Here is a 24572-nt window from a genome sequence, read left to right on the forward strand (position 1 = left end):
AAACGGCGACGCGAGAACCGGGTATTGACGATTTCTTCTAAGCTTGTGTTGTTACTGAGGTTACTGTCTTCAACTGGATGGTGCCCCATCGCTCTCTCCTTGATATCGGAAGCAAAATGCAAAAGTATCCGCGCCATTGGCCGTTAACCTTATTGGCACTCAGTGAAGAGGGTCGAAGATTGGTATGACAGTGAGCGGAAAGAACCATGACAGTTGCGTAAATGTTTTGTTGCAAAGCAGGAAGGATTCGTTTGCTACTAAGGTGCGTGCCACTGTTTCACTAAAGTAGCAGTTATTAACACAGATCAATTCATTACTCTCACGAGTGATATTTAATAAAAAGATGTATTCACGAATAATGATAATAAAGGGGTGGCTATGGGCTTTCTCAGTCGACCTGTTGTACTTGTGGGGGCGTCGATCGCGGTCGTTGCTGCCATCGTGTCCGTATTGGTGGCGCCCTTGATAGAGATGGATGCTTTATCGGTTTTGGCGGGCCTGGTTGTTGGACTGGTGGCCGCCACCGCTTACCTGGTATTGCGGGTACTGGAACCCACAGAGCAGTCGCTCAAACTGCTAAATGACGGTGAGCTGCCTGATGACAGCCCCCTGGGTAAACAGTGTGCCCGCCTTCTTTCCGAGGCGAAGGCCGGCCGGGCTCTTATCGAAGCGCTGTCTGGAAGTGCCGACAAGAGTGCGATTTCGGCAGCCCAGGTGTCATTCGCAGCGGACCAGTTAAAGGTTCGCCTCGACCGCCAGGTCAGTGAAACTGCACAGATGTCGGAGTATGCCGGGCAGATTACGGAAAGTGTGCGCGAATCCGCCCAGCAGGCCACCGACGCAGCCACCATGGCGCTGCAGAATCGTCAGGTAAGTACGGAAGGACGTGAGGCGCTGACCTCTGCCATCGATAGTGTGCGCGCTGTGCATGAACAGTCCAGTGAGAACCTGAGGCTGATTCAGGAGCTGAATGAGAAATCCAACAAGATTCAGGGGGTGACCACCACCATCCAGGGCATTGCAGAGCAAACTAATCTGCTGGCTCTGAATGCGGCTATCGAAGCGGCGCGTGCGGGCGATCAGGGTCGTGGGTTTGCAGTAGTTGCCGACGAGGTCAGGCAACTGGCCGGTCGAACCGCACAGGCAACTGGCGAAGTGGCGGAGACGCTCCAGGAAATCAGGTCTGACACCTCCCTGATTGTCTCGCGGATTGAGAATCTTGCCAAAAGCGTGGAGGCCGGCCTGGAATCGGTTGAAAGCGTTGGTGAGCGCCTGGATCAGATTCGTGATCAATCCGATCGGGTGCAGCAGCAGGTGGCTCGAATTGCCGAGATCGACCAGAACAACGAACAGAGCCTGCAGCAGGTCTCTGGAGCTATAGATACGGTTCGTGACCAGATCACGGAGAGCGATACCAGCGTGGCCTCCCTGGCCAGGCAGGCCGCAACCCTCATGGAACTGGCTGAACAGGCAAATGCCGCATTTGCCCTGAACAGCGATGAAAGCTATCACCGAACTTTCTATGATCAGGCCCGGCAGGGGGCTGACCGTATTGGAAAGCTCTTCGAACAGGCGGTTCGTGACGGACAATTGTCGGAGAACGCTCTTTTCGACAAGAGGCGAGACCCCATATCGAATACCGATCCTCAGAAATACTCAAGCAGTTATGACCGGTTTACAGACCAGCAGCTTCCATCGGTACAGGAAGCGGTCAAGACAGCGCATCCGTCCATGGTGTACGCCATCGCGATAGCGCCTGATGGCTACGTCCCTACCCATAACCGCGATTTTGCCCATGCACCGACGGGCGATCCGCAAGTAGATTTGGTAAAGAGCCGCAGCAAGCGGTTGTTCAATGACCGCACCGGCGCCCGGTGCGGCAGTCATACCCAGAGTATGCTGCTGCAGACCTACCGTCGGGATACCGGGGAAATCATGCACGACCTTTCAGTGCCGATCTACGTCAACGGCAAGCACTGGGGCGGTTTCCGTCTGGGTTACAAACCGGACAGTCAGTGAATACCACCGGCTTTCAGGCGCGGATGCTGTGATACACTCCCGGTACGCAGTAAGAGGAGAACCCCTTGTCCGAGCCTGAATACATTCCTGCTGACAGTGACCCACTGGTCCGCCGTGAGGAACCGAGTCGCAACCTTGCTGTGCTGGTCTATATCCTCCAGGCGCTATCGTTTTTTGTGGGAGGGATCACCGGTCTTGCCGGCGTTATCATCAATTACGTCAAACTTGACGATGTCAAGAACACCTGGATAGAGCCTCACTTCCGTTGGCAGATACGCACCTTCTGGATTGGTCTGCTTTGGACGGTTGTCGGCATTGTAACCACGCCCCTGATTATCGGGTGGTTTTTTCTGCTGGGGATAGCGATCTGGATCGTCTATCGTATTGTAAAAGGCGCCCTGGCACTGAATGACGGCAAGGCCCCTTTATGACTGAAAGCTATCAGGTATCGGTGACTTCTTTGAGGCGCACGGCACTGAGCGTTCCGGCCAGCCCCATCAGCCCCAAAAGGAGAATTACCGCCGTCTCCGAAATCATTGAGATAAGCGCCGTCAGGCCACCTGTGGCCAGTAGCAGCAAGCCGATAACGGTGTTGCTCACCGCCGTGTAGTCAGTTCGTTTGTTGCCTCCGGCCATGTCCACCAGATAGGTTTTTCGCCCGAGCCGCACGCCCGCATGGGCAATGCTGAGCACGAAAAAAGCAATGGGATAGAACCAGATGCTGCCAATCGTGGTGCCAAAAACCATCGCAGTCGCACCCACCACCAGGCATATCCCGCTGGCCATGGCGCCGCCACGTATCATCACCCTCCGGCTTGAGACGTCTGCTGCCCAGCCCCAGAAACTGGCGCTGAGTGAGCTGGCGAGGCTGCTGGCCAGCAGAAAAATGCCCAGCATCCAGCCGATATCGGACTCTTTCTGCGCCAGAACAACAAAGTAGGGGGAGGCCAGGGCTGAACAGAGCAATAGTGCCCGGGTGACCACGAACTTCCGGAACGGAACGTCATCGCGGAGCAGGGACAGGCTGCTGAATGCCTCTGCCAGAGCGTTTCCGCCGCCGCTGGTCTCACCGTTGTACTCTTCAACACCGGCAAACAGAAAGCCGGCAATAATCCAGAGCGCTGCGGCCAATAGCAGTAGCACCGAGTAAAAACCGATCGTTGGATCTCCCCGGTCCCAGAACAGCAGGGCTGTCAGGATAACGGTGGCGGTGCCGCCGATCGTGGATGCCAGCCCGGACAGCCGTCCACGCCGGGTTTTAGGAATGCATTTGCCCTGAACGTCCTTCATGGAAACCGAGCAGAAGCCACGGGCCAGGGAAAAAACGATGAGAGCGGCAATGATTCCGCTGCCTGCGGCATAACCCTCCATAAACCAGACGCTCGCAGCCATGGCGACAACACTCGCCGCCTGGCCGAAGCTTCCGAGCGTCCAGAACCATTTGCGTACCGGCTTTCTTCTCACCCATGCGCCGATGACCATCTGGGGAATCATCGAACCGGATTCCCGGATTGGCACCAGCCAGGCGACCAGCGCAGGCGCGCCAATGGCACTCAGTAGCCAGGCCAGAACGGTTTTGGGGCTGATCAGCAAGTCGCCCAGTTTGGTCAGCACGTTGCTGGCCAGAATCAGAAAAAAGTTGCGGGGCACTTCGCGGCATGCTTCTTCGGGAATATCGGTGCAGACGCGGGCATCTTCCTCATTGGCAATCAGGCCGTACAGGTGCTCTGCAGTGTCATTTTTCGGGGTTGGCAAAACGGTGTCCTCGCGGAAAACAGGGCTAAAGGATATCAGCCGGACACAGGTTCTCAAGTCTTGCCTGCACGGTTTGACTGTTGCCTAATAGGCGACCGTCAACCGGGAGTCCTGATGATGTTGAGTTACCTTCATGCGTTTCACGCCGGCAATTTCGCCGATATCCAGAAACATTCTGCGCTGGTGCTGGCTTTGCGAATGATGCAGGCCAAAGCCTCCGCCATTGCCTGCTTCGATACCCATGCAGGCAGTGCGAGCTATGATCTGACTGGTGACCGGGCGTTGAAAACCGGTGAAGCAAACTCGGGGGTTCAGAAAATCTGGCGCAACCGGGCGGAACTGCAGTCAGATGACTGGAAGGCTATCATTGATGAATTGGCAACCGGAGCCGGGCCCCACGGAGAGATTGGTCGCTACCCGGGGTCTCCTCACTGGTTTCGCTCGTATCTGCGAGAGCAGGACAGCCTGACCGCTTTTGAGTTGCATCCGGCCGAAAACCAGACCCTGGCGCAATGGGGTGCTGGACTCCCCGGGGTCAGGGTTTGCCGTGAGGATGGTCTGAATGGGCTGCTTCGTTGTCTGCCGCCCAGGCAGCCAAGGCTTCTGGTATTGACGGATCCATCTTACGAGGTGAAAAGTGAGTACGAAGGCGTGGCCGACACTCTGACGCGGGCCTGGCAGAAATGCAGGCATGGAGTTTACCTGATCTGGTATCCGGTTCTGGCGGGCAGGCCCCACGAAAGGCTTTTAAAGGCAATATCCGGCGGCCCTGTGCGTAAGGTGCTTCGTAATGAGATAATTCTTGATCAACCACCGGAACGTGGCATGTCCGGCTCCGGAATGCTGGTGGTCAATCCACCCTGGGGTTTTGACCGAAGGCTCGCCGCGATGATGGAAGCCGTATCCACCATCGAAGGCCTGGGGATTACATCGATGGTGGACTGGCTGGTGCCTGAGTAAAAGGATTTGTCCGTTGAGTCAGGCTTCGGGAACTTCCGACTCAGCCTTATCAACCATCTCCATAAGCCGTTGCAGAATTTCTTTCCCCCGGTCCCCAGCCATGCGGGTATAGGTTTCGCGAACCGGCAGGCTGGCCTCGCGGAATCGGTCGCGTTCTTCTTCGGTCAGTTCTATGGTGCGAATGTCGCTGTTCTGCCGAATGGTTTCAAGGCGACTGGCATTGAGCTCCGCCTGCACTTCCCAGGCAAGAGGTGTAACCTCGTCCAGCGCGTCTTCAAGCCACTGTTTCTGGTCTGTGGGAAGATCGTCAAACCATTGCTTGTTGGAGACTACCGAAGTAACAAACTGGGCAGGCCTTGCGAAGGTCATGGTGTTCTGGACTTCATAAAATCCCATTTCTTCAATGGCAAAAACCGGATTTGCTTGCCCGGCAATGCGTCGTAGCTGCAGGTCGCTGTATATCTGAGCGTACGGCGCCGGAGTGGGTACTGCCCCGTAGGCCTTATAGGCCTCAACCGAGATCTTCGACGTCATGGTGCGGAATGCCAGGCCGTCAAAATCGGCGGGTGTTCTCAGGGCTTTGTTTGCGGTCCAGACCATCCATCCTTCGGGTACGAAACCGTGGAGCTTCAGGTTCTGCTCGGCGTAGGGTTCGCTGAACTCCCGCACCAGTTGGTCACTGGCCAGAATGTCCCGATTGACAGTCTCGTCGTCTGAAAGCAGGAAATGGAGGGTGAAGACGCCGGTTTCCGGGACCACGTCAGCCAGATGTCCGGGAGATGCGAAGGTAAGGTGGACAGAGCCCTCTCTGGCCAGGTCGGTCAACTGGATGGACGTTCCAATCGAACCGTAAGGAAAAATGTCGATCAGAATATTGCCGTCTGAAATGCTCTCGATACGTTCTTTCAGTTCCAGCGCGTAGTGGTGCTGGACGCTGCCCTCAATTTCTTCCAGGGCGAACCGCCAGGTGACCGGATAGGTGGGCTTTTCGCCATCATCTTCACTGGTTTCGGTTGGCGACGGGCTGTCCGAGCAGCCTGCGAATAGCAGGATAACCATCGCAAACATTGTGGTTCGCCAATGGCAGAGTTTTCGCATTTCCTGTCTCCGGCTGTTGTTAGCTGATCCCTGTACGCAAGGTACCACAATATGCCGGCACAGTGGCTTGTTGCTGGCTGTTTACACAACGAAAAGACCCCGCAGTTGCGGGGCCCAGGACGACACGATCGCAGAGTGTCGTTTACATCAGTGCGTCAACGCGATTCCGTACTTCCGGTTCGCTGTTGTACGCAGTCGCGATTGAGTTGTACGTCGGAATGTCCATACCGGCGTCCTCAATCACGGTCACCATCTCATCGTTGGCTTCCATCTGCAGTTCCTGAGCTTTCTGCTGGGAATCGGCAGCCTCGATTTTCTCCATGTATTCGTCACGGATGCCGTTGATACCTTCCTGAGCATCGACGAACTGCTTCAATTCCTGGTCGGAAAAGTTGGTGTCCTGAGTGCCCGCAGAGGCCGGATCACTGTATCCACCGTCGGTGTCAGCGGATTCCGGGCTCTGCTGGTTTTCCTGCGCGAGGGCAGGACCGGCAGCGAGCAGTGCCAGGGATGCGGTCAGTGAAACGAGAAGCTTGTTCATAACTCTCTCCTTTTACATTGATGGGATTGCCTGCAACCACTACAAACAATCTTTTGGAACCGTGAATCAGGTTCTGATTGATTTGTAGTTATGACCTTTCAAGCCCCGTGCCAGGTTTTAATAATAGGAATAAATCCTTTAAAAACAGTACTTTAATAAAATAATAATGTTAAGGGTGCGTAATGTGTGTTGTGGCGAAATGTCACATGTGGCATAGGTGTGTGACACTTTGTCGGAGTTCCTCATGAAACGGCCTGTGCTCACCGCGCAAAAGATGTTCCGCTCATTACGACTGACCCTGGTGCTGAGCATCGTTGTTCCGCTAATGGTAATCAGCGGCCTGGCTATTTATGTGGGGCTTGGCGCTGTGGAGGAGAACCTGAATGACCGTCTGCGGGAGGATCTTGAGCTTGTTGCCCGTGCTGTCAGCGGACCGCTATCACAGGCCATGTCCGACGGCGATGAGATTGTCATGGGCGAGTCACTGAAATCGATATTCCGCATTGGCCGGGTGTTCGGGGCGTCCGTATTTGATGAAGATGGTCAGCAGGTTGCCAGTCTGGGGGTTGCTGATACCGATGTCACCCGCAGCGACAGTGCTGAACAGGTTATTGCCAGCGGTAAAGTGGGTGGAGCTTTTCGCCAGGTGGACGGGGTTTCTGTTTTTTCCCAGTTCACGCCGCTAATCGCCGCTGATGGGCGGATCCAGGGCCTGCTTCAGGTGACCCGTAAACGCAGCGACTTTCACGAACTGGTGGCATCCAGCCGCATCTGGGCCGTCACTCTTTGGTCAATGGTATCTCTGATGGTCATTCTCGTTGTGGTGCTTGGGCACTATGGCGTGGTCGGGCGTCATGTCAGCCGGCTACTGGAAATCATGGAGGGTATGGCGCCCGGGCGCTGGCGGGTTAGTGAAACGCCTGCCGGCCCGCGCGAACTGCGCCAGATACATGAAGGGCTGCATGATATGGGGGAGCGTATGATGCGTGCGGAAACGGAAATAAAGGAGAGCGTTGAACGTGAGCGCGAGCTCGCCGAGCAACTGGAATACCAGGAAAAAGTCGCCATGATCGGCCGCGTGGCAGGTGGCGTTGCCCACGAACTTGGCGCACCACTGAGCGTCATTCAGGGCCGCGCCAACATACTGGGGCGGCGGGATCTGGCTGACGGCGACAGGCGGCACCTGAAGGATATCGAGCACCAGGTCGAACGCATGACCCTGATCATCCAGCAGTTGCTGGATTGTTTCCGACACGTACCCGATTCCCGCCGCGAGACCGATCTGGTAACCACCGCGAAGGAAGTGATGGCCCGGATCAGTGAAGAACCCAGGTGCCAGGGTGTAGAGCTTTACTCACAGCTTCCTGACTGTCGGGCCGAGATCCTGGCAGAGCCGACTCGCCTGGAAATGGCTTGCGTGAATATCATCCGCAATGCCTGTCAGGCAGCCCGCTCGAAGGTGACGGTCAACCTGGCCGAGCACGATGGCCTGTGGGAGTTGCGGGTGGACGATGACGGGCCGGGAATAGAGCAAGACCTGCGCGAGCGGATATTCGAACCCTTCTTCAGTACCCGTGCCGCCGGCGAAGGAACCGGTTTGGGGCTTGCTGTGGTGAGTAGTGTGCTCAAGGAGCATGGGGGCCGTATCGAGGTCGGGGTGAACTCCGAAGGTGGATGCCGGATGTCCACTTTCTGGCCGGCTTATAAGCCAGATGACACCCAAGGGGGGACGAACCATGGGGAATAATCCGTCCTCAATCCTGCTGGTGGAAGACGATGCCAGCTTGCGAACATTGCTGGCGGAAGAGCTTGAGGTAGATGGCTACCGGGTCAGCTGTGCGGGAACAATGGATGAAGGACGCAGGCTCGCTGCGGAATCCGGGCCTGACCTGATTGTTTCGGATCTGCGGCTACCGGATGGTGACGGGCTTTCAATCCTCCGGCAACTTCAGGCGGAAGGCCAGTCCGTACCCTTTATCATCATTACCGCTTTTGGCACTGTTGATCAGGCAGTGGACGCGCTGAAGGCAGGAGCTGATGATTTTCTGACCAAGCCGCTCTCTACCGATCACCTGAGGTTAAAGATCAAGCGGTTGCTGGCCCATGCCGCTATTACCAGCGAACTTGCACGCTACAAGTCACAGACACCCGATGACACATCACTGGGTCTGGTGGGTGAAAGCCGGCCAATGATGCAACTGAGGAGCGAGATCAAACAGGTCGCCAGAAGCCAGGCGGCGGTTCTGATCAGCGGCGAAAGTGGAACGGGCAAGGAGCTCGTTGCCCGTGCTATCCACGATGAGAGTGACCGCAGTGACAAGTCGTTTATCCCGGTTAACTGTGCGGGCATTCCGCAGGAACTGATGGAGAGTGAGTTCTTTGGCCATGAGGCGGGCGCTTTTACCGGTGCGAAGTCCGCGCGTCCGGGGCTCTTTGCAGAGGCCGATGGCGGGACGCTGCTGCTGGACGAGATCGGGGAGATGCCCCTGGCGTTGCAGGCAAAGTTACTGCGGGTGTTGCAGGAAGGCACTATCAAACCCGTGGGTGCCGACCATGAGGAGAAGGTGGATGTACGCATTATCGCGGCCACTCACCAGGATCTTATCAAGGCTGTGGGGCAGGGAAACTTCCGCGAGGATCTGTATTACCGGCTGGAAACCCTGACCCTGATCGTGCCTCCGCTCAGGGAACGTGGGGACGATGTGGATTTGCTCGCCATGCACTTTCTGAGGGACTCAGCGAAGCGACACAACCGTGGTTTCCTGCAATTGAGCGAGGTGGCATCGCAGATCCTCGCCGACTACCCTTTTCCTGGCAATGTCAGGGAGTTGAGCAGTGCCATAGAGCGGGCGGTGACCTTCTGCGATGGCGACATGATTCTTCCGGAGCATCTGCCTGCCCGTGTACGCAAACGCCAGACGGACACGCCTGAAGCAAGGCCCGGACTGCCGGAGGGAAATCTTGCAGACTGGCCCACCCTGGAGCAGGTTCAGCAGGACTACGTTGGGAAGGTCATCAACGCCGTAGATGGCAACAAGCGCCGTGCGGCGCAGGTACTGGGGGTCAATCGTCGCACCCTGTATCGCTGGCTGGATAGCGAAAAGGACGAGGCCAATGACTAACCAGAAACAGGCCATGCTGTATGGCCTGGGTACGGTGCTGCTGTGGTCTACCGTTGCCACTGCATTCAAGCTGTCGTTGCGGGAATTGAGCCCGATACAGATGCTGGCGGTGGCCTGTTCCGCGTCGGTGCTGGTGATGGCGCTGGTGTTGCTGGTTCAGCGTCGCTGGCACCTGGTTTTCCAGCTCAGCAGGCGCCAGTACCTGCAGTCCATCGGCATGGGGCTGATTAACCCCTGCCTCTATTATTTCCTGTTGTTCGGCGCCTTTGATCGGCTCCCCGCCCAGGAGGCGCAACCTCTGAATTATACCTGGGCACTGGTGCTGGCCTACCTTTCGGTGCCTTTTCTGGGCCAGCGGCTGAAGCCAGCGGATATTGTTGCCGGGCTGGTCTGTTACAGCGGTGTAGTAGTAATTGCCACCCGCGGTGACGTCCTCTCGCTGACATTCTCTGACCCACTCGGGGTTGCGTATGCGATCGGCAGCACACTGGTGTGGGCGTCCTACTGGATTGTCGCAACAAGGGATACCCGGGATCCGGTGGTGGGGCTGTTTCTCAACTTCCTGTGTGGCCTGCCGGTGATTATAGTGATCTGTGCCATGACGTCAGGCTTCGACTTCAGTGCAGGTACCGGGCTTACTGCCGCCATCTACGTGGGAGTGTTCGAGATGGGGGTTGCCTTTGTTCTGTGGTCTTATGCGATGAAAAAAGCCGAGAACACCTCTCGGGTGAGCAACCTGATTTTTATTTCCCCGTTTCTGTCGCTGGTGTTCATCTATTTCATCCTTGGCGAGATTATTCTGCCGTCTACTTATATTGGTCTGGTGTTGATCGTGGCGGGCTTGTGGATTCAGCAACGGAAGGCCCGGGACAAAATGGCCAGGGCATCGTCAGCATGAGTCAATGGTTTGTCTATATGGTGCGAACGGCGAAGGGGTCCCTGTATACCGGCATAACCACGGACGTGGCCCGTCGATTTTCCGAGCATCAGGCAGGTGCTCCGAAGGGCGCCAGAAGCCTCTGGGGAAAAGGCCCGCTTGAACTGGTCTTTACCGCCGAGACTCGGGACAGGGTAACCGCTTCAAAACTGGAGTGGCAGATCAAGCGTTGGCCACGCTGGCAGAAAGAGGCGCTGGTTCGCGGTGAGGTGTGCCTGCCTGATCTGACCGTCTGAACCACCTTATTTGCGGCTCCGGTATCAGGTGATGAGGTGTCGCCGGATAAACTGGCCTGCCGTTGCCAGCGCCTCGGATGCCCGGTCCAGTTGCCCGGCATGCACCTGGAAAACGTGCCAGAGGCTGTTGTAGATTTCCAGACGGGTATCAACGCTGTCCCGGTTGGCTGCTTCCGCCAGTCGCTGGGCGTCGTTCAGCAGGATTTCCTGGCTGCCCACCTGAATCAGCAAGGGGGGCAAGCCGGACAGGTCCCCATAAACCGGGGAAACGTAGGGGTTGGCAACAGGCTCATTGCCGCAATACAGTCGGGCAGCCTTGTCTATCCAGCGCCTTTGCAGAACCGGCTCGCATTCCGGGGAATAAAGATGGGCATCGGAAAGATCAGTCCAGGGGGACATGACCATCAGCGAAGAGGGCAGGGGCAGCCCCCTGTCCCTCAGACGCATTGCCAGTGCGATCGCCAGCCCACCGCCTGCCGAGTCGCCCGCGAGGCTGAGAGATGCTGGCGGGTGACCTTCCTCAAGCAAGGCCAGATAAACGGCTTCTGCATCGTCCAGTGCGGCCGGGTAAGGGTTTTCCGGGGCAAGCCGGTAGTCAGGGACGATCACCATAGCGCTACTGGCTCTGGCCAGATGCCCGGTGATTCCCCGATGAGTTTGCGGGGATCCAATAATATAACCGCCGCCATGAAAATACAGCACGACCCCCGTGGGGTTTTCGCTATGGCAGACCCGCATCATGGCAAGGCCTTCGGCCTCGAAGTGTTCAAAGCGCGTGCCACGTGGTGGAACAGAGGTCAGATAAGCCTTGCGGACCAGGCTGCGCTGAATGCCTACAGGAACGGCGGGATGCAGCAAAGGCCGAACCAGCCGGGTCATGGTCTGGCGCAAACCGGCTTCCAATGCAGTTTGTATCATTGATCGCTCCGGGGCTGAATTGAGCTGCGATAACATAGTCGTACCGGCCTGCTTCTGCAATGGCTATGGTGACACCGCTTTAAGGCCTAAATGGCCTCGTGGTGTGCTAACCTAACGCGTGAGCCTTTGGCGATTGCCGTGGCTGTTTGGGATATGGCAAATTCGTACTATTCATTAAAGGCGTCTAACTCTACGTGTACTGGAAAACAGATACCATAGAAATACCGAATTGGAACAGGGCATCGTTGCTGGAAAGGCTGGAGCCATTCGATCCTGAACGCCGGGAACCGCTTGCCGAAGATATGGTTGCCTATTGTCGGTTCTACGGGCTGGATCTCTGGGTGGAGCACCCGGATGTTTCCTATCATCAGGGTTATGTCCTGGCAGACCCGCACCAGGTTATGGTGCACTACTTCCGGTTGCCTGAAGTAAGCCAATCCAAAGGCACGGTGTTCATCCTCCATGGCTATTTCGATCACGTGGGCCTCTACAGTCAGTTGATAGACCGTTGCCTGAGCGCGGGATTTGATGTGCTGGCCTACGACCAGCCAGGGCACGGGCTGTCAAGTGGAACCCCGGCGGCTATTGGCAGCTTCCTGGAGTATCAGGCCGTGCTGACAGATGTAATGGCCAAGGTGAGGAGCAAGGTTAGAGCGCCATGGTACGCGGTGGGACAGAGCACCGGGGGCGCTATACTGATTGATTACCTGCTGACCAATCACCATACTCCCCAGACCTCTGATTTCCGGCGGGTTGTGTTGCTGGCTCCGCTGATACGGCCGATGGGCTGGCTGGGTGCGAAGGTTCTCCACAGCCTGGTCAAGCCCTTTGTATCACGGTGGGCCCGTGTGTTCGCCGTCAACAGTGGGAACTCGCGTTTTCTGACGTTCCTGAAGGAATATGATCCGCTCCAGGCAAGGGCCGTTCACGTGGATTGGGTGTCGGCGCTGAGGCAGTGGGTGCCTCACATCGAGTCTGCCCGTCCAGTCGATTTCCCGATTACGGTAGTGCAGGGAGAGAAAGACCTGACTGTAGACTGGCAGCACAATCTGCGGATCCTCCGCAATAAATTTGCCTCGGTTAAGGAACTCCGCATACCGGACGGACGTCATCATCTGGTAAACGAAGCTAAGGATCTGCAGGCAAGGGTATTCAACACCATTGTAGATACCTTTGAAGGCGACCATGACAGCTTCCTTTCGGAAGCTTGTTAGGGAAAACACAGAGCGGTGAAAGGCCGCTAACAGTCATACCTTGGAAAGACTCTGGAGAGTACCGTGAAGAAAACGATTGTTGCTTTTGCTGTCGCCACCGTGGGATTGGGCGGCTGTATGACATATGACCCCTATACCGGGGAAGAAAAGACTTCGAGTGCGACCAAAGGTAGCATCATTGGGGCTATCGGTGGTGCGGCCGTTGGCGCGGCGACATCCAGCGGCAGTGACCGGGGCAAGGGCGCGCTGATCGGTGCTGCTTCCGGTGCTGCCGTGGGTGGTGGTATTGGCTATTACATGGACAGACAGGAAGCCGAGCTGCGTCGCAAGCTGGAGGGGTCCGGTGTCCGCGTGGTACGTAATGGCGACGAAATCGAGCTGGTCATGCCCGGCAATATTACCTTTGACGTGAACCAGTCCACTATCAAGCCGTCTTTCAGTAACACTCTGGAATCTGTGGGACTTGTGCTCAAGGAATTCGACAAGACCATCATCCAGATCGAAGGCCACACTGACAGCACTGGCTCAAGGGACTATAACCAGCTGCTAAGTGAACGCCGCGCGTCCTCGGTGCGGGACTTTCTATTGAACCAAGGCATTGAGTCCAAGCGCACCCGTGCGGTTGGCTACGGCCCGCGTTACCCTATCGCTTCCAATGATACCGATTCTGGCCGCGAACAGAATCGCCGCGTTGAACTGACGCTGGTTCCCATGCAGTAACCAAAAAGCCGGGACCAACAGGCCCCGGCTTTTCTGATGGTCTGCGTTGCTGAATCAGAACAGCACGCGACAGCGAATGGTGCCTTTCACTTTCAGCAGTTTTTCCAGTGCCAGCTCGCCGTATTCCTTGTCTACATCGATCACCACGTAGCCAATGTCTTCGGTGGTCTGCAGGTATTGGCCACAGATATTAATGCCATTCTCGGAGAACACCTGGTTGATTTCGGACATTACGCCCGGCACGTTCTCGTGGATATGCAGCAGGCGGTGCTGGTTCGGGTGCGAGGGCAGGGCCACTTCCGGGAAATTCACGGAGGACACGGAGGTGCCGTTATCGCTGTACATGGCCAGCTTTTCCGCCACCTCGCGGCCGATGTTTTCCTGCGCTTCGATGGTGGAGCCGCCCACGTGGGGGGTCAGGATCACGTTGTCGAATTCCCGTAGCGGAGAGATAAATTCCTCGTCGTTGGACTTGGGCTCTACCGGGAAGACGTCGATGGCGGCGCCCAGGAGTTTACCGCTGCGCAAAGAGTCGGCCAGGGCGTCAATGTCCACCACGGTACCCCGTGAAGCGTTCATCAGAATGCTGCCCGGTTTCATCTGGGCAAACTGCTCGGCCTTGAACATGTACTTGGTGGCCGGTGTTTCCGGCACATGCAGGCTGACCACGTCGCAGGTGTTCAGCAATTCCTGCATCGTGCCCACCTGAGTGGCGTTGCCAATGGACAGTTTGGACACCACATCGTAGAAATACACGTCCATGCCCAAGCCTTCTGCCAGCACGCTGAACTGGGTGCCGATGTTGCCGTAACCAATGATGCCCAGCTTTTTGCCGCGAATCTCGTAGCTGTCCTTGGCAGATTTCAGCCACTCACCACGGTGCGCCTTGGCATTTTTCTCGGGCACGCCGCGCAGCAAAAGAATCGCCTGGGCGAGAACCAGTTCCGCCACACTGCGCGTATTGGAAAAGGGCGCGTTGAAAACAGCGATACCGCGACGGGTTGCTGCATTGAGGTCGACCTGGTTGGTGCCAATGCAGAAACAGCCTACCGCGACCAGCTTCTGGGCGGCTTCGAATACCTTTTCGGTCAACTGGGTGCGCGAGCGAATACCCACAAAATGAGCGTCGGCAACTTTTTCGACCAGTTCGTCTTCGGCCAGTGAATGCGTCAGGTACTCGATGTTGGTATAACCGGCCGCGTTCAGCGTATCAATGGCAGACTGGTGTACACCTTCCAGCAGCAGGATGCGGATTTTGCTCTTTTCAAGAGACGTATTTGACATGGGCGTGCTTCCGAACCTTTCGTCACATGAAATGACCCGTGAGAGCCGCTATTGGCGGGCGGGCTCACAGAACAGGGGCGGTATGATACCATAAACGAAGATTTTCACAGCGCGTCAGGTTACCTGAATCAACTCTTTGCGCAGACGCTCTGACTAACCCCTTGCGAGACCGGATTATCCATGAACTCTGAACAGATTGTTGCCTCCCTCAAAGCCCTGATGGAAGCGGGTCAGGCCCCCGGAAAAGTGCTGACTGACGCAGCCGACCTGGAGAACTACGGCAAGGACTGGACAAAGATCTACCCTCCGAAACCGGTAGCCATTGTTCTGCCCAAAACCACCGAGCAGGTGCAGGCACTGGTGGAGTTTGCCAACGAGAACCAGGTAGCTCTGGTGCCTTCCGGCGGTCGCACAGGCCTGAGTGCCGGGGCTGTCGCGGCCAACGGCGAGGTGGTCGTAGCGTTCGACAACATGAACCAGATCCTGGATTTCAGTGCCAGCGACCGTACTGTGAAATGCCAGGCGGGCGTGGTCACCGAACAGTTGCAGAATTTTGCCGAAGAAAACGGCCTGTATTACCCGGTGGATTTCGCCTCTGCGGGCTCCAGCCAGTTGGGCGGTAACCTGTCCACCAACGCGGGTGGAATCAAGGTGATCCGCTACGGCATGAGCCGCGATTGGGTTGCCGGCCTGAAAGTAGTCACTGGCAAGGGCGACATACTTGATTTGAACAAGGATCTTGAAAAGAACAACACCGGCTATGACCTGCGGCACCTGTTTATCGGTGCTGAGGGCACGCTGGGGTTCATTACCGAAGCCACCATGAAACTGTCCCGCAAGCCGGATAACCTCACGGTGCTGGTGCTGGGCCTGAACGATCTCACCAACACCATGGATGTACTGCAGGCCTTCCAGAAGCAGATCGATTTGACTGCTTACGAATTCTTTTCCCATCAGGCCATGGAGCATGTGCTCGCCCACGGCCAGGTGCAGGCACCGTTTGAAACCGAGGCGCCTTACTATGCCCTGCTGGAATTCGAGGCAGTGTCTGACGAGGTGATGGACGATGCAATGACGCTGTTCGAGCAGTGCATGGAAAATGGCTGGGTGCTGGATGGCGTGATCAGCCAGAGCGAAACCCAGGCGAAGAACCTGTGGCAACTGCGGGAACGTATTTCCGAGTCCATTGCGCCACGGATACCGTATAAAAATGACATCTCTGTTGTGGTTTCCAAAGTGCCGGGATTCCTGCAGGAGATCGACGCCGTGGTGACCGAGCATTATCCGGATTTCGAAATCATCTGGTTTGGTCACATCGGCGACGGTAATCTGCACCTGAACATCCTCAAGCCCGAAGACATGGCGAAAGAGGATTTCTTTGAGAAATGCCAACAGGTTAACAAGTGGGTTTTCGAAATTGTCCAGCGCTACCAGGGCAGCGTATCTGCTGAGCACGGCGTGGGCATGACCAAGAAGCCGTATCTGGAGTACACCCGCAGTGCTGCTGAAATTGCCTACCTGAGAGGCATCAAACAGGTCTTTGATCCCAACCGGGTGATGAACCCCGGCAAGATTTTTGACTGAAAGAGCTGTGGCGGTGCGGGTGGTTCCCGGGAGCAACCGGAATGGTAGAACAGCTTTCCGAACGTGAAGGCGACTGTTTTCTCCTGACCCCCAACCAGTCCATGAGCTGGAAGGGCAATATCCGTATCTGGCTGGCGGCCTTGTGTCTCTCGCTACTGATTTCCACGGGTATGCTGCTGATAGGGGCGTGGCCGGTATTGCCATTTGCCGGGCTGGAGCTGACGGCCCTTGCCGCAGCCTTCTATTACACCTCCCGAAAATGTCAGAAACGGGAGGTGCTGACATTTGGCCCGGACCTGATCCGCCTCGAAAAAGGCATGACCCACAAGGAAAACGAGTGGGAGATGCCCCGCCAGTACACCCGCGTGTGGCAGGATATGCCACGTCATCCCTGGACACCCCCGAAACTCCATCTTCAGTTCCGCGGGGAGGAAATTTCCCTGGCGCCGTTCCTCAATATGGATGACACCGAGGAGTTGGTTGCTATTCTTGAAAAACACGGGCTCAGAATTCAAAAGCGGCGCAGGCCGGAAAAGCTCTGGTTCTGACAGTTATCCATACAACAATAAACGTGGTGTTCTATGAAGGATCACATCGTGGTACTCACTGGCGCCGGTATGAGCGCCGAGAGCGGTCTCTCCACATTTCGCGACAATGGTGGTCTTTGGGAGCAGCACAGTGTTTACGACGTTGCTACGCCAGAGGCCTTTGCCCGCAACCAGGAGCTGGTGCTTCGCTTCTACAACGAGCGCCGCCGGCAGTTGGAGACAGCACAGCCCAACGAGGCTCATCGCCTGCTGGCGAAACTGGAGCAGCGCTACCGAATAACCATCATTACCCAGAACGTGGATAACCTTCATGAGCGTGGTGGTTCGAGCAACGTTATCCACTTACACGGTGAACTCACCAAAGCCCGCAGTTCAAAGCATCCGGAGCTGGTCTACGACATTGGTTTCCGGGACATCAATCCCGGCGATACCTGCGAGCGCGGTGCCCAGCTTCGTCCCCATATCGTCTGGTTCGGTGAGGAAGTGCCGATGATTGAGGCCGCTGCCGGGATTGTCCCCACAGCGAACCATCTGCTGATTGTGGGAACCTCGTTGCAGGTCTACCCCGCTGCGGGGCTGGTGGACTTTGATGTGCCGGTGACGGTGATCGACCCCGGCGAGCCGGCAAACCTTTCCCGGGCCAGGGTTATCCGTAAGGGAGCCTGTGAGGGGGTGTCCGAGTGGGCGGCCGGTCTCGGAAACCGCTGAACAGTATGCGAAAAAAAGAAGCGGAATCCCCGGCCGCTCAGCCCGCTGCTCTGTGCAGATAGGTATTAAGCTCGGTGCGGAACGCGGCCTGCACTCCCAGCCTCTTCATCATCCAGTAGTGCCCGGCAATCATGCGGTCAATGAAGATACTTTCCACCGGCGGTTTGAAATAATCCAGGTACTTGAACACGGTGGTGGTCTTGGCGGCGACGTCCTTGTGAAGTTCGGATTGGGCGAAATCGTAGGGCGTATCGCTGTTGAAAGGCTGGATCAGTATATCCCGCCACATGGCGTAATAGGCCTCGTCCACCGCGGGCTGGGATTCCACGCGCGCGCCGAGATCGATCAGATGTCTGTCCAGGCCAGCGTAATCCTCGTCCAGTGCCGATAACAGGGCCTTGCGATAGGACTCAACAATCTCTGGCTTGAGTTTTTTCACACAGCCGAAATCGTACAGGATGATGGTGCCGTCCGGGCGATAGGCAAAATTGCCCGCGTGGGGATCACCGTGGATGCACTGGTAGCGAAACAGCTGGTCGGCCATCATGGTGAAGATGCGGCGGCCAATCAGATTGATAGTGTCCTGATTGTATCTTTCCGGTGTTACTTCGCTGATGTGGTCGCCTTCCACCAGCTCCATGGTCAGTACCCGCCGGGACGAATGGCTCTCGAACACTTTTGGAATGATGATCCAGTTGTCCTTGGCATGGAAGGTCTGGAATTCTTCCAGGTTGCGAGCCTCGTTTTCATAGTCCAGTTCTTCCTTTAACCGCACACGGATTTCACCGAACAATTGGTCTACATGCTCCTTGGGCATTTTTAGCAGGCCACCCAGTTTCAGAGCCAGCCGCAGCTGTTTCAGGTCGCTGTCGCAGGATTCGTCCACGCCCGGGTACTGTACCTTGATGATGACATCCGTACCGTCGTGTAGACGAGCACGATGAACCTGTCCGATGGACGCAGCAGCGTAGGGTTTTTCCTGCAGGTATTCGAACAACTCCGACACTGGCTTGCCCAGCTCGCTTTCAATTTGGCCCACAATCACCTCGAAGGGCATGGGCGGGGCTTCTTTCTGCAGGCGCTGCAGAGCGTCCGAGAATTCCCGGGGCAGGAAATCCTGGGTCTGGGACGCAATCTGTCCCACCTTCATCACCGCACCCTTGAGCTCGCCGAGAGTGTCGACAATCTGGTCTGCCATGCGAGTGTAACTTTCGGAGCGGGCGCCCTCGCTGTCTTCCTCGTTACGGAATATCCGTCGCGCACGTTGCCCGGCATAGTGACCAGCCACTGAGGCCGTCATGCCGGCAAGTCTGAAGAATCGTCCACTGCGGGTAGTAACCGGTTTCTTTGCCATGCCTGAAAGTCATCCTGGAAAGCTGATGGTCGTGGCGTTGAGCCCAGTCTTGAGTCACCGCACCCACATTAGAGCACGGTGGTCTCCACAAACAAGGCATCTTCCAGCTCCAGGGATAATATTTGCCCTGACTCCATAGGTCCGACGCCTTTGGGCGTGCCGGTCAGCACCACATCGCCGGGCATCAGCGTGAACTGGCTGCTCATGTGTACGATCAATGGCACAATCGGGTTCAACATATCCCGGGTGTCGCCGGTTTGCTGGCGTTCACGGTTTATGTCCAGGGTAAACGTCAGGTGGTCCCGCCGGAGCCGATCAACGGAGATGAACGGCGACAGCGGGCAGGCGCCATCAAAGGCCTTGGCCCGCTCCCAGGGTTGCCCCTTTTCCTTGAGCCTGGTTTGTAAGTCCCGAAGCGTCAGATCCAGAGCCAGGCCATAGCCGAGAATGGCGCTTTCGGCCTCACTGGCGGAGGCATTGGTCAGCGGACGGCCGATCAGAACGGCCAGCTCGGTCTCGAAATGCACTGCGCCCCGGTCGCGGGGGAAGTCCAGTGGGCGGGTAATGTGCACGGCGGATGTCGCCGGTTTGATGAACAGCAGGGGCTCGTCCGGCACAGGGTTATTCAGCTCCCGCGCATGCTCGGCATAGTTTCTGCCGATGCAGACGATCTTGCCCAGCGGCAGGTGCACTGGCGTCCCGTCTTTCCAGTGATGCTGATAATCTGGCATGGCAGCCCCCGTTGCAAAGAGAGTCGCCGTTGCGGCTCTCTAGTCGCCCTCGAATGAGCACACAGTATAAACCTTCAAGCCTTCTTCCTGCAGCTTGCGTGAGCCACCCAGGTCGGGAAGGTCGATCATCGCTGCAACTTCCACGATTTCGGCACCGATGCGGCGAATCAGTCGCGATGCTGCCAGCATGGTGCCGCCAGTGGCGATAAGATCGTCAACCAGAACCACATTGTCACCGGGCTTGAAAGCATCCTTGTGCAGCTCCACCGAGGCGGTGCCGTACTCCAGTTCGTAGTCTTCCACCAGCGTGTCAAACGGCAGTTTACCTTTCTTGCGGATCAGCACCAGTGAGGCATTCAGCTCGTAAGCGAGTGCCGAGCCGATGATGAATCCACGGGCGTCCACGGCGGCAACAGCATCAATCTTGTGGCCGTGGTAACGGTGAACAAAAGCATCGATCAGCTTACGGAACGCAGTGCGGTCCTGCAGCACGGTGGTGATATCGCGAAAGGCGACCCCTGGCTTGGGCCAGTCAGGCACCGTGCGAATGGCTTTCTTGATGCTTTCTGCAAAGTAGTCCATAGCTATCCGGGCTCTGAAAACGCAGCTTACGCTACGTCCAGGAAGGTGAATTTCAGGATGAAGACGATTGCGATGATCACGACACTGGCGTTCAGGTCCGACCAGCGGCCGCTCAATGCCTTGAGAATGGCATAGGTAATAAAGCCAAGGGCAATGCCGTTGGCGATGGAGAATGTCAGCGGCATCATCAGGGCGGTTACTACTGCCGGGGCGGCTTCGGTGACATCGTCCCAGTCAATCAGCTTGAGGCCACTGGCCATCAGTACTGCGACATACAGAAGGGCTGGCGCCGTGGCGTAGGCCGGAATAATGCTGGCAATGGGTGACAGCAGCAGGCAGGCGAGAAACAGCGCGCCAACAACAACAGCGGTCAGGCCGGTGCGGCCACCGGCAGAAATACCGGCGGTAGACTCGATGTAGCTGGTGGTTGTGGACGTACCCAGGGCGGCGCCGGACATGGTGGCTACGGAATCGGACATCAGTGCACGGCCCAGGCGAGGCAGCTTGCCGTTCTTGTCCAGCAGGCCACCACGTTGGGCAGCACCGATGAGAGTGCCGGAGGTGTCGAACAGGTCCACAAACAGGAAGGCGAAGATCACGCTAATCATGCCGACATTAAGTGCGCCGGCCAGGTCCAGTTGCATGAAGGTGGGCGCCAGGCTGGGTGGTGCAGAAACGAAGCCTTCGTATTCCACCATACCTATCGCCATGGCAGCGGCGGTTACAGCAATAATTCCAATCATCACCGCACCGGTGATCTGCCGGAACGAAAGCGCGCAAATCAGCACGAAGCCGCCGAAGAACAGCAGGCTTTCAGCGACTTTGATATCACCAAGACCAACCAGTGTGGCGGGGTTGTCGACAACGATACCGGCGTTTTTGAGGGCAATCAGTGCCAGAAAGAAGCCGATGCCGGCCGAAATGCCAAAGCGCAGGGACAGGGGGATGCTGTTGATGATCCATTCCCGGACTTTGAAGAGGCTGAGCAGGAAAAAGATGAAGCCGGAGATGAACACCGCCCCCAGTGCCACCTGCCAGCTATATCCCATGCTGCCGACTACGGTGAACGAGAAAAAGGCGTTCAGACCCATACCAGGTGCGAGGGCGATCGGGTAGTTGGCCCAGAACCCCATAATCAGGGTGCCAATGGTGGCGGCCAGACAGGTAGCAACGAACACGGCACCGAAATCCATGCCGGTGGCTGAGAGAATACTTGGGTTGACCACGATGATGTAAGCCATGGTCAGGAAGGTGGTAAAGCCCGCAATCACCTCTTTACGAACGGTGGTGCCATGGGCCTGGAGTTGAAATAGTCGTTCAAGCATGACGGGTGCCTGCCTTACAGGGTGCTAATGGGGAATGAATGAACCGGTTTCAGGGATTGCGTGAAAAAACGGCAATGTTACCGGCTGAAGCTGTGAACGCCAAGGGATGATTGTTCATTGGTGTCCTGATCAGCCATGTTGCCGCGGTCGCTGCAAACGGATATCGAAGCGTACCGCCAGCATACGGATGATGACGATAAAGAGCAGGCCAATGGTCAGGGCCAGAGTTTCGTTGTCCAGCAGCCACTGGCATGCAAAATACAGCCAGCATCCCGCGAACGATATGGAGGCGTAGATATGGTCCTTGCGGAAAATATACGGTACTTCATTGCAGAGGGTATCGCGCAGAGCGCCGCCAAAAGTACCTGTCATCACGCCAAGCAGGGAGGCAATAAACCATGAATGGCCCAGGTCCAGCGCAAGTTGGGCGCCGAGAATGGAGAAGATACCCAGGCCAATGGCGTCCGGGAACACGATTCGCGATGCGCGAATGCGTTCTGCTCGGTGCCAGTAGCTATAAACAACCGCCATGCACAATATCAGTATCGGCTGTTCCTGATGCTTGATCCAGTAAAGCGGATGATTGTCCATCATCAGGTCCCGCAAGGTGCCACCACCCAGTGCTGTCACGAAGCCAATGGTAAAAACTCCCACCGGATCCATGTTCTTTGACCGCGCCACAATCATTCCGGAAATGGCGAAGGCGACCACTCCGATCATTTCAAGCACGTAGATAATATCGAACATGTCAGACCCTGAAGGGAAACCAGTTTAGGACGCCGTCCCGGTTAGAATGCGCGCAGGATAGCCGAAAAAACGACCGGATTCATCTTGGGGAAGGTGTATCGGCGTAGCATTTTGTAGAGGACTGACGACATTCCTGAAGCAGGCCTGTAAAAGGGTCTGTGATCCACAAACAGCAGTTCAGGCGTATTTGAGGTTCACCTTAACCGTTTGCTGCAGTACGGAGTGAATGCTATGTCACTGATGCGTCTGGCTTATGCCAGTGAAGCCACCTTTGAAGCCAAACCCGTGGAGAAGGGGGTAGAGCCTAACGTCGCCCGAATCTTGATGGAGTCACGCCGCAATAATGCCAAAGGCGAGATTGTTGGCGGTCTGTATTACGGTGACAATCGATTCTTCCAGTACCTGGAAGGCGAGGAAGACGCTGTTCGTAATCTCTATGACCGAATCGCCAGGGACAGCCGGCACCGTAACGTAACGACACTGCTGGAAGAGCCGCTCGAGGCCCGGACCTTTACCAATTGGTCAATGAAATATGTGCCCCTGTCCTCCGACGTTAACCGGTTTCTCGACAAGCACAACATGGATGAGTTCAAACCATCGGAATTCAATCGCAGCCAATGCGAAGAGATGGTCAGGCTGATCCGCGATTCGAGCCAGGATGGGCGGGTAATCAGCCACGACGTTAAACGCAAAGATCGAAGCCGGCAGTCTGCCATTCCCAAAGGTATTGGTATTGGCCTGGTGGTAGCCGCCGTCGGTGTCGTTGGCGCAATGATATACGCGAGCACAATGCTTTAAGGCAGTCGATCGGGGCTGATAAGTCTGGCTAATCCAGTGAAATAAGAGTTCTTTATTTGCTTCATGACGCGACTCTGTTTAGGTTGATAACCATCAACTGAAGTCATCCTTTGTCGATCGACGATTAACGGAGTTACAACATGAGAGCGATTCTCTGTAAGGAATATGGTCCTGCGGACAAGCTGGTAATTGAAGACGTGGCCAGTCCCGTGGCGAAAGGCCATGGGGTCAGGGTACGGGTCAAGGCTGCGGGCCTGAATTTCCCGGATACCCTGATCATCGAAGGAAAATACCAGCTGAAGCCGACCATGCCTTTCTCACCTGGCGGCGAAATGTCTGGTGAAGTGATTGAAGTGGGAGAGAAAGTCACCCGGTTCAAACCTGGCGACCGGGTTGCCGGCCTCACAGGCTACGGCGCCTTTGCCGAAGAAGTGGTGGTCCCCGAGCACAACATCCTGCCCATCCCCGAATCCATGTCAGATAAGAAAGCGGCGGCTTTCTCAATGGTTTACGGCACTTCCTACTACGCCCTTAAACAGCGCGCGAATATCCAGCCGGGCGAAACCCTGCTGGTGCTGGGTGCCAGTGGTGGCGTTGGCCTGGCAACGGTGGAGCTGGGCAAGGCCATGGGCGCCCACGTGATCGCTGCGGCCAGCACGGCCGAGAAGCTGGCGGTGGCCAAAGAGGCCGGTGCCGATGAGCTGATCAACTACACCGAAGAGCCGCTGAAGGATGCGGTAAAAAGGCTGACCAACAGCAAGGGTGTGGACGTCATTTACGATCCGGTCGGTGGTGATTTCACCGAACAGGCCTTGCGCGCCATGGCTTGGAACGGTCGCCACCTGATCATCGGCTTCGCCGCCGGCGACATCCCGAAAATTCCGGCCAATCTGACGCTGTTGAAGGGCTGTTCGGTCGTAGGCGTGTTCTGGGGCAGCTTCACCCAACGCGAACCGCAGACCAGCGCCCAGAACATGATGGAGCTGCTGAAGCTGTTCTCCGAGGGCAAGATTAACCCCAGAATCAGCGAGGTCTACGACTTCGAGAATTACGAGAAAGCGCTTGGCGCGCTGACCGGGCGGACGGCTACCGGGAAGATTGTCTTGAAGGTCGGCTCCTGAGTCTTGCCTTTTTCTGGCCTCTGGATCCAGTCTGATGGTTCTGGTGATAGGCCATGGCTGACAGGCTAGCCTTTGGGGTCAGACCCCAGCCTGTGTGGTTTGGCGGTTGCATCGGAGGGCACCCCCTCCCAAAAAACGCTTCAAGCACATATATGTAGACCTCTTGTTGTGCAAGCCCCAAAGCTATCGGTGGTGTCAAAGGCTAACTGGGTAAAACTGCGCACGTATATCCGGCCTTTATGATGAGCCACTCTGGTGGCTCTGGCCTCA

At 56.5% G+C, this 24572-nt stretch carries 24 protein-coding genes; 14 read left to right on the forward strand and 10 right to left on the reverse strand.

The genetic code is table 11. The annotated features are described in order from the left end of the window. Positions 1-378 precede the first annotated feature (378 nt). Together M8010_RS07645 and M8010_RS07650 are read left to right on the forward strand one after the other, a co-directional pair. Positions 379-2019 carry a methyl-accepting chemotaxis protein gene (locus M8010_RS07645; protein ID WP_250090026.1) on the forward strand — a complete coding sequence of 547 codons (1641 nt, stop codon included), beginning with the start codon at positions 379-381 and terminating at the stop codon, positions 2017-2019. 65 nt (positions 2020-2084) lie between these two features. Continuing rightward, on the forward strand, positions 2085-2450 hold the full coding sequence (locus M8010_RS07650; protein ID WP_250090027.1) for a DUF4870 family protein: 366 nt from the start codon (positions 2085-2087) through the stop codon (positions 2448-2450). 10 nt (positions 2451-2460) lie between these two features. On the opposite strand, the gene M8010_RS07655 is transcribed toward M8010_RS07650, so the two are convergent. After that, a complete protein-coding gene (locus M8010_RS07655) occupies positions 2461-3774 on the reverse strand; it encodes an MFS transporter (protein WP_250090028.1) in 1314 nt (437 codons plus the stop codon). Positions 3775-3891: 117 nt separating this feature from the next. Here M8010_RS07655 and M8010_RS07660 point away from each other — a divergent pair, with 117 nt between their 5' ends. Next, complete coding sequence (locus M8010_RS07660) at positions 3892-4734, forward strand: 23S rRNA (adenine(2030)-N(6))-methyltransferase RlmJ (RefSeq protein WP_250090157.1); 843 nt, start codon at positions 3892-3894, stop codon at positions 4732-4734. An 18-nt stretch (positions 4735-4752) separates the two neighbouring features. On the opposite strand, the gene M8010_RS07665 is transcribed toward M8010_RS07660, so the two are convergent. Both M8010_RS07665 and M8010_RS07670 read right to left on the reverse strand, forming a co-directional pair. Then, positions 4753-5832 (reverse strand): TRAP transporter substrate-binding protein, encoded by a 1080-nt coding sequence (locus tag M8010_RS07665; RefSeq protein WP_250090029.1) that lies wholly within the window; start codon positions 5830-5832, stop codon positions 4753-4755. Between the two features lie 142 nt (positions 5833-5974). Beyond that, positions 5975-6373: a DUF4168 domain-containing protein gene (locus M8010_RS07670; RefSeq protein ID WP_250090030.1), complete on the reverse strand. Its 399-nt coding sequence runs from the start codon at positions 6371-6373 to the stop codon at positions 5975-5977. Between the two features lie 244 nt (positions 6374-6617). Between M8010_RS07670 and M8010_RS07675 the strand changes: the two genes are divergently transcribed. Genes M8010_RS07675 through M8010_RS07690 form a run of 4 tightly spaced genes read left to right on the forward strand, consistent with a single transcriptional unit; the run spans position 6618 to position 10668 of the window. Next, the gene (locus M8010_RS07675; protein ID WP_250090031.1) at positions 6618-8120 is read left to right on the forward strand and encodes a sensor histidine kinase; all 1503 of its coding nucleotides are present in this window, start codon (positions 6618-6620) and stop codon (positions 8118-8120) included. Then, positions 8110-9495 carry a sigma-54-dependent transcriptional regulator gene (locus M8010_RS07680; RefSeq protein WP_250090032.1) on the forward strand — a complete coding sequence of 462 codons (1386 nt, stop codon included), beginning with the start codon at positions 8110-8112 and terminating at the stop codon, positions 9493-9495. The genes M8010_RS07675 and M8010_RS07680 overlap by 11 nt, the downstream gene beginning before the upstream one ends. Continuing rightward, positions 9488-10393: a DMT family transporter gene (locus M8010_RS07685; RefSeq protein ID WP_250090034.1), complete on the forward strand. Its 906-nt coding sequence runs from the start codon at positions 9488-9490 to the stop codon at positions 10391-10393. Before M8010_RS07680 ends, M8010_RS07685 begins: the two co-directional genes overlap by 8 nt. Further along, a complete protein-coding gene (locus M8010_RS07690; protein ID WP_250090035.1) occupies positions 10390-10668 on the forward strand; it encodes a GIY-YIG nuclease family protein in 279 nt (92 codons plus the stop codon). The genes M8010_RS07685 and M8010_RS07690 overlap by 4 nt, the downstream gene beginning before the upstream one ends. 24 nt (positions 10669-10692) lie before the next feature. On the opposite strand, the gene M8010_RS07695 is transcribed toward M8010_RS07690, so the two are convergent. Next, entirely contained in the window at positions 10693-11586 is an 894-nt protein-coding gene (locus M8010_RS07695; protein ID WP_250090036.1) for an alpha/beta hydrolase, read from the reverse strand. Positions 11587-11780: 194 nt separating this feature from the next. Here M8010_RS07695 and M8010_RS07700 point away from each other — a divergent pair, with 194 nt between their 5' ends. Both M8010_RS07700 and M8010_RS07705 read left to right on the forward strand, forming a co-directional pair. Continuing rightward, complete coding sequence (locus tag M8010_RS07700; protein WP_250090038.1) at positions 11781-12800, forward strand: alpha/beta hydrolase; 1020 nt, start codon at positions 11781-11783, stop codon at positions 12798-12800. Between the two features lie 63 nt (positions 12801-12863). Beyond that, entirely contained in the window at positions 12864-13520 is a 657-nt protein-coding gene (locus M8010_RS07705) for a YiaD family glycine zipper/OmpA-like lipoprotein (protein ID WP_250090039.1), read from the forward strand. A 54-nt stretch (positions 13521-13574) separates the two neighbouring features. Here the strand turns inward: M8010_RS07705 and serA are convergent, their stop codons facing one another. Beyond that, positions 13575-14804 (reverse strand): phosphoglycerate dehydrogenase, encoded by a 1230-nt coding sequence (serA, locus tag M8010_RS07710; protein WP_250090041.1) that lies wholly within the window; start codon positions 14802-14804, stop codon positions 13575-13577. Between the two features lie 180 nt (positions 14805-14984). Here serA and M8010_RS07715 point away from each other — a divergent pair, with 180 nt between their 5' ends. Genes M8010_RS07715 through M8010_RS07725 form a run of 3 tightly spaced genes read left to right on the forward strand, consistent with a single transcriptional unit; the run spans position 14985 to position 17644 of the window. After that, on the forward strand, positions 14985-16388 hold the full coding sequence (locus M8010_RS07715) for a D-2-hydroxyglutarate dehydrogenase (protein ID WP_250090042.1): 1404 nt from the start codon (positions 14985-14987) through the stop codon (positions 16386-16388). 41 nt (positions 16389-16429) lie between these two features. Beyond that, the gene (locus tag M8010_RS07720) at positions 16430-16936 is read left to right on the forward strand and encodes a DUF2244 domain-containing protein (RefSeq protein ID WP_250090044.1); all 507 of its coding nucleotides are present in this window, start codon (positions 16430-16432) and stop codon (positions 16934-16936) included. A 33-nt stretch (positions 16937-16969) separates the two neighbouring features. Next, positions 16970-17644 carry an SIR2 family NAD-dependent protein deacylase gene (locus M8010_RS07725; protein WP_250090046.1) on the forward strand — a complete coding sequence of 225 codons (675 nt, stop codon included), beginning with the start codon at positions 16970-16972 and terminating at the stop codon, positions 17642-17644. 37 nt (positions 17645-17681) lie between these two features. Here M8010_RS07725 and M8010_RS07730 read toward each other — a convergent pair whose 3' ends face one another. From M8010_RS07730 to M8010_RS07750, 5 genes are all read right to left on the reverse strand, one after another. Then, positions 17682-18998: an ABC1 kinase family protein gene (locus M8010_RS07730; RefSeq protein ID WP_250090048.1), complete on the reverse strand. Its 1317-nt coding sequence runs from the start codon at positions 18996-18998 to the stop codon at positions 17682-17684. A 68-nt stretch (positions 18999-19066) separates the two neighbouring features. Then, complete coding sequence (locus tag M8010_RS07735) at positions 19067-19729, reverse strand: fumarylacetoacetate hydrolase family protein (RefSeq protein WP_250090049.1); 663 nt, start codon at positions 19727-19729, stop codon at positions 19067-19069. Between the two features lie 39 nt (positions 19730-19768). Continuing rightward, positions 19769-20311, reverse strand: coding sequence for an adenine phosphoribosyltransferase (locus M8010_RS07740; RefSeq protein ID WP_137435209.1), 543 nt, complete (start codon positions 20309-20311; stop codon positions 19769-19771). Positions 20312-20337: 26 nt separating this feature from the next. After that, on the reverse strand, positions 20338-21636 hold the full coding sequence (locus tag M8010_RS07745) for an NCS2 family permease (RefSeq protein ID WP_250090051.1): 1299 nt from the start codon (positions 21634-21636) through the stop codon (positions 20338-20340). 129 nt (positions 21637-21765) lie between these two features. Continuing rightward, positions 21766-22383 carry a trimeric intracellular cation channel family protein gene (locus M8010_RS07750; RefSeq protein WP_250090053.1) on the reverse strand — a complete coding sequence of 206 codons (618 nt, stop codon included), beginning with the start codon at positions 22381-22383 and terminating at the stop codon, positions 21766-21768. Between the two features lie 231 nt (positions 22384-22614). On the opposite strand from M8010_RS07750, the gene M8010_RS07755 reads away from it, so the two are divergent. Further along, positions 22615-23181 carry a BLUF domain-containing protein gene (locus M8010_RS07755; RefSeq protein WP_250090055.1) on the forward strand — a complete coding sequence of 189 codons (567 nt, stop codon included), beginning with the start codon at positions 22615-22617 and terminating at the stop codon, positions 23179-23181. A gap of 140 nt (positions 23182-23321) precedes the next feature. Continuing rightward, positions 23322-24302 carry an NADPH:quinone oxidoreductase family protein gene (locus M8010_RS07760; protein WP_250090057.1) on the forward strand — a complete coding sequence of 327 codons (981 nt, stop codon included), beginning with the start codon at positions 23322-23324 and terminating at the stop codon, positions 24300-24302. The last annotated feature ends 270 nt before the right edge of the window (positions 24303-24572 follow it).

Origin of the sequence: Marinobacter sp. ATCH36 (assembly GCF_023555055.1) — a bacterium.
GTDB lineage: Bacteria > Pseudomonadota > Gammaproteobacteria > Pseudomonadales > Oleiphilaceae > Marinobacter.

Bases quoted from the DNA above. Each gene is read 5' to 3' on its own strand.
- M8010_RS07745 (WP_250090051.1), bottom strand. From the start codon at position 21,636: ATGCTTGAACGACTATTTCAACTCCAGGCCCATGGCACCACCGTTCGT.
- M8010_RS07730 (WP_250090048.1), bottom strand. From the start codon at position 18,998: ATGGCAAAGAAACCGGTTACTACCCGCAGTGGACGATTCTTCAGACTT.
- M8010_RS07760 (WP_250090057.1), top strand. From the start codon at position 23,322: ATGAGAGCGATTCTCTGTAAGGAATATGGTCCTGCGGACAAGCTGGTA.
- M8010_RS07680 (WP_250090032.1), top strand. From the start codon at position 8,110: ATGGGGAATAATCCGTCCTCAATCCTGCTGGTGGAAGACGATGCCAGC.
- serA (WP_250090041.1), bottom strand. From the start codon at position 14,804: ATGTCAAATACGTCTCTTGAAAAGAGCAAAATCCGCATCCTGCTGCTG.
- M8010_RS07695 (WP_250090036.1), bottom strand. From the start codon at position 11,586: ATGATACAAACTGCATTGGAAGCCGGTTTGCGCCAGACCATGACCCGG.
- M8010_RS07690 (WP_250090035.1), top strand. From the start codon at position 10,390: ATGAGTCAATGGTTTGTCTATATGGTGCGAACGGCGAAGGGGTCCCTG.
- M8010_RS07755 (WP_250090055.1), top strand. From the start codon at position 22,615: ATGTCACTGATGCGTCTGGCTTATGCCAGTGAAGCCACCTTTGAAGCC.
- M8010_RS07720 (WP_250090044.1), top strand. From the start codon at position 16,430: ATGGTAGAACAGCTTTCCGAACGTGAAGGCGACTGTTTTCTCCTGACC.
- M8010_RS07750 (WP_250090053.1), bottom strand. From the start codon at position 22,383: ATGTTCGATATTATCTACGTGCTTGAAATGATCGGAGTGGTCGCCTTC.
- M8010_RS07645 (WP_250090026.1), top strand. From the start codon at position 379: ATGGGCTTTCTCAGTCGACCTGTTGTACTTGTGGGGGCGTCGATCGCG.
- M8010_RS07660 (WP_250090157.1), top strand. From the start codon at position 3,892: ATGTTGAGTTACCTTCATGCGTTTCACGCCGGCAATTTCGCCGATATC.
- M8010_RS07670 (WP_250090030.1), bottom strand. From the start codon at position 6,373: ATGAACAAGCTTCTCGTTTCACTGACCGCATCCCTGGCACTGCTCGCT.
- M8010_RS07685 (WP_250090034.1), top strand. From the start codon at position 9,488: ATGACTAACCAGAAACAGGCCATGCTGTATGGCCTGGGTACGGTGCTG.
- M8010_RS07665 (WP_250090029.1), bottom strand. From the start codon at position 5,832: ATGCGAAAACTCTGCCATTGGCGAACCACAATGTTTGCGATGGTTATC.
- M8010_RS07675 (WP_250090031.1), top strand. From the start codon at position 6,618: ATGAAACGGCCTGTGCTCACCGCGCAAAAGATGTTCCGCTCATTACGA.
- M8010_RS07715 (WP_250090042.1), top strand. From the start codon at position 14,985: ATGAACTCTGAACAGATTGTTGCCTCCCTCAAAGCCCTGATGGAAGCG.
- M8010_RS07740 (WP_137435209.1), bottom strand. From the start codon at position 20,311: ATGGACTACTTTGCAGAAAGCATCAAGAAAGCCATTCGCACGGTGCCT.
- M8010_RS07735 (WP_250090049.1), bottom strand. From the start codon at position 19,729: ATGCCAGATTATCAGCATCACTGGAAAGACGGGACGCCAGTGCACCTG.
- M8010_RS07725 (WP_250090046.1), top strand. From the start codon at position 16,970: ATGAAGGATCACATCGTGGTACTCACTGGCGCCGGTATGAGCGCCGAG.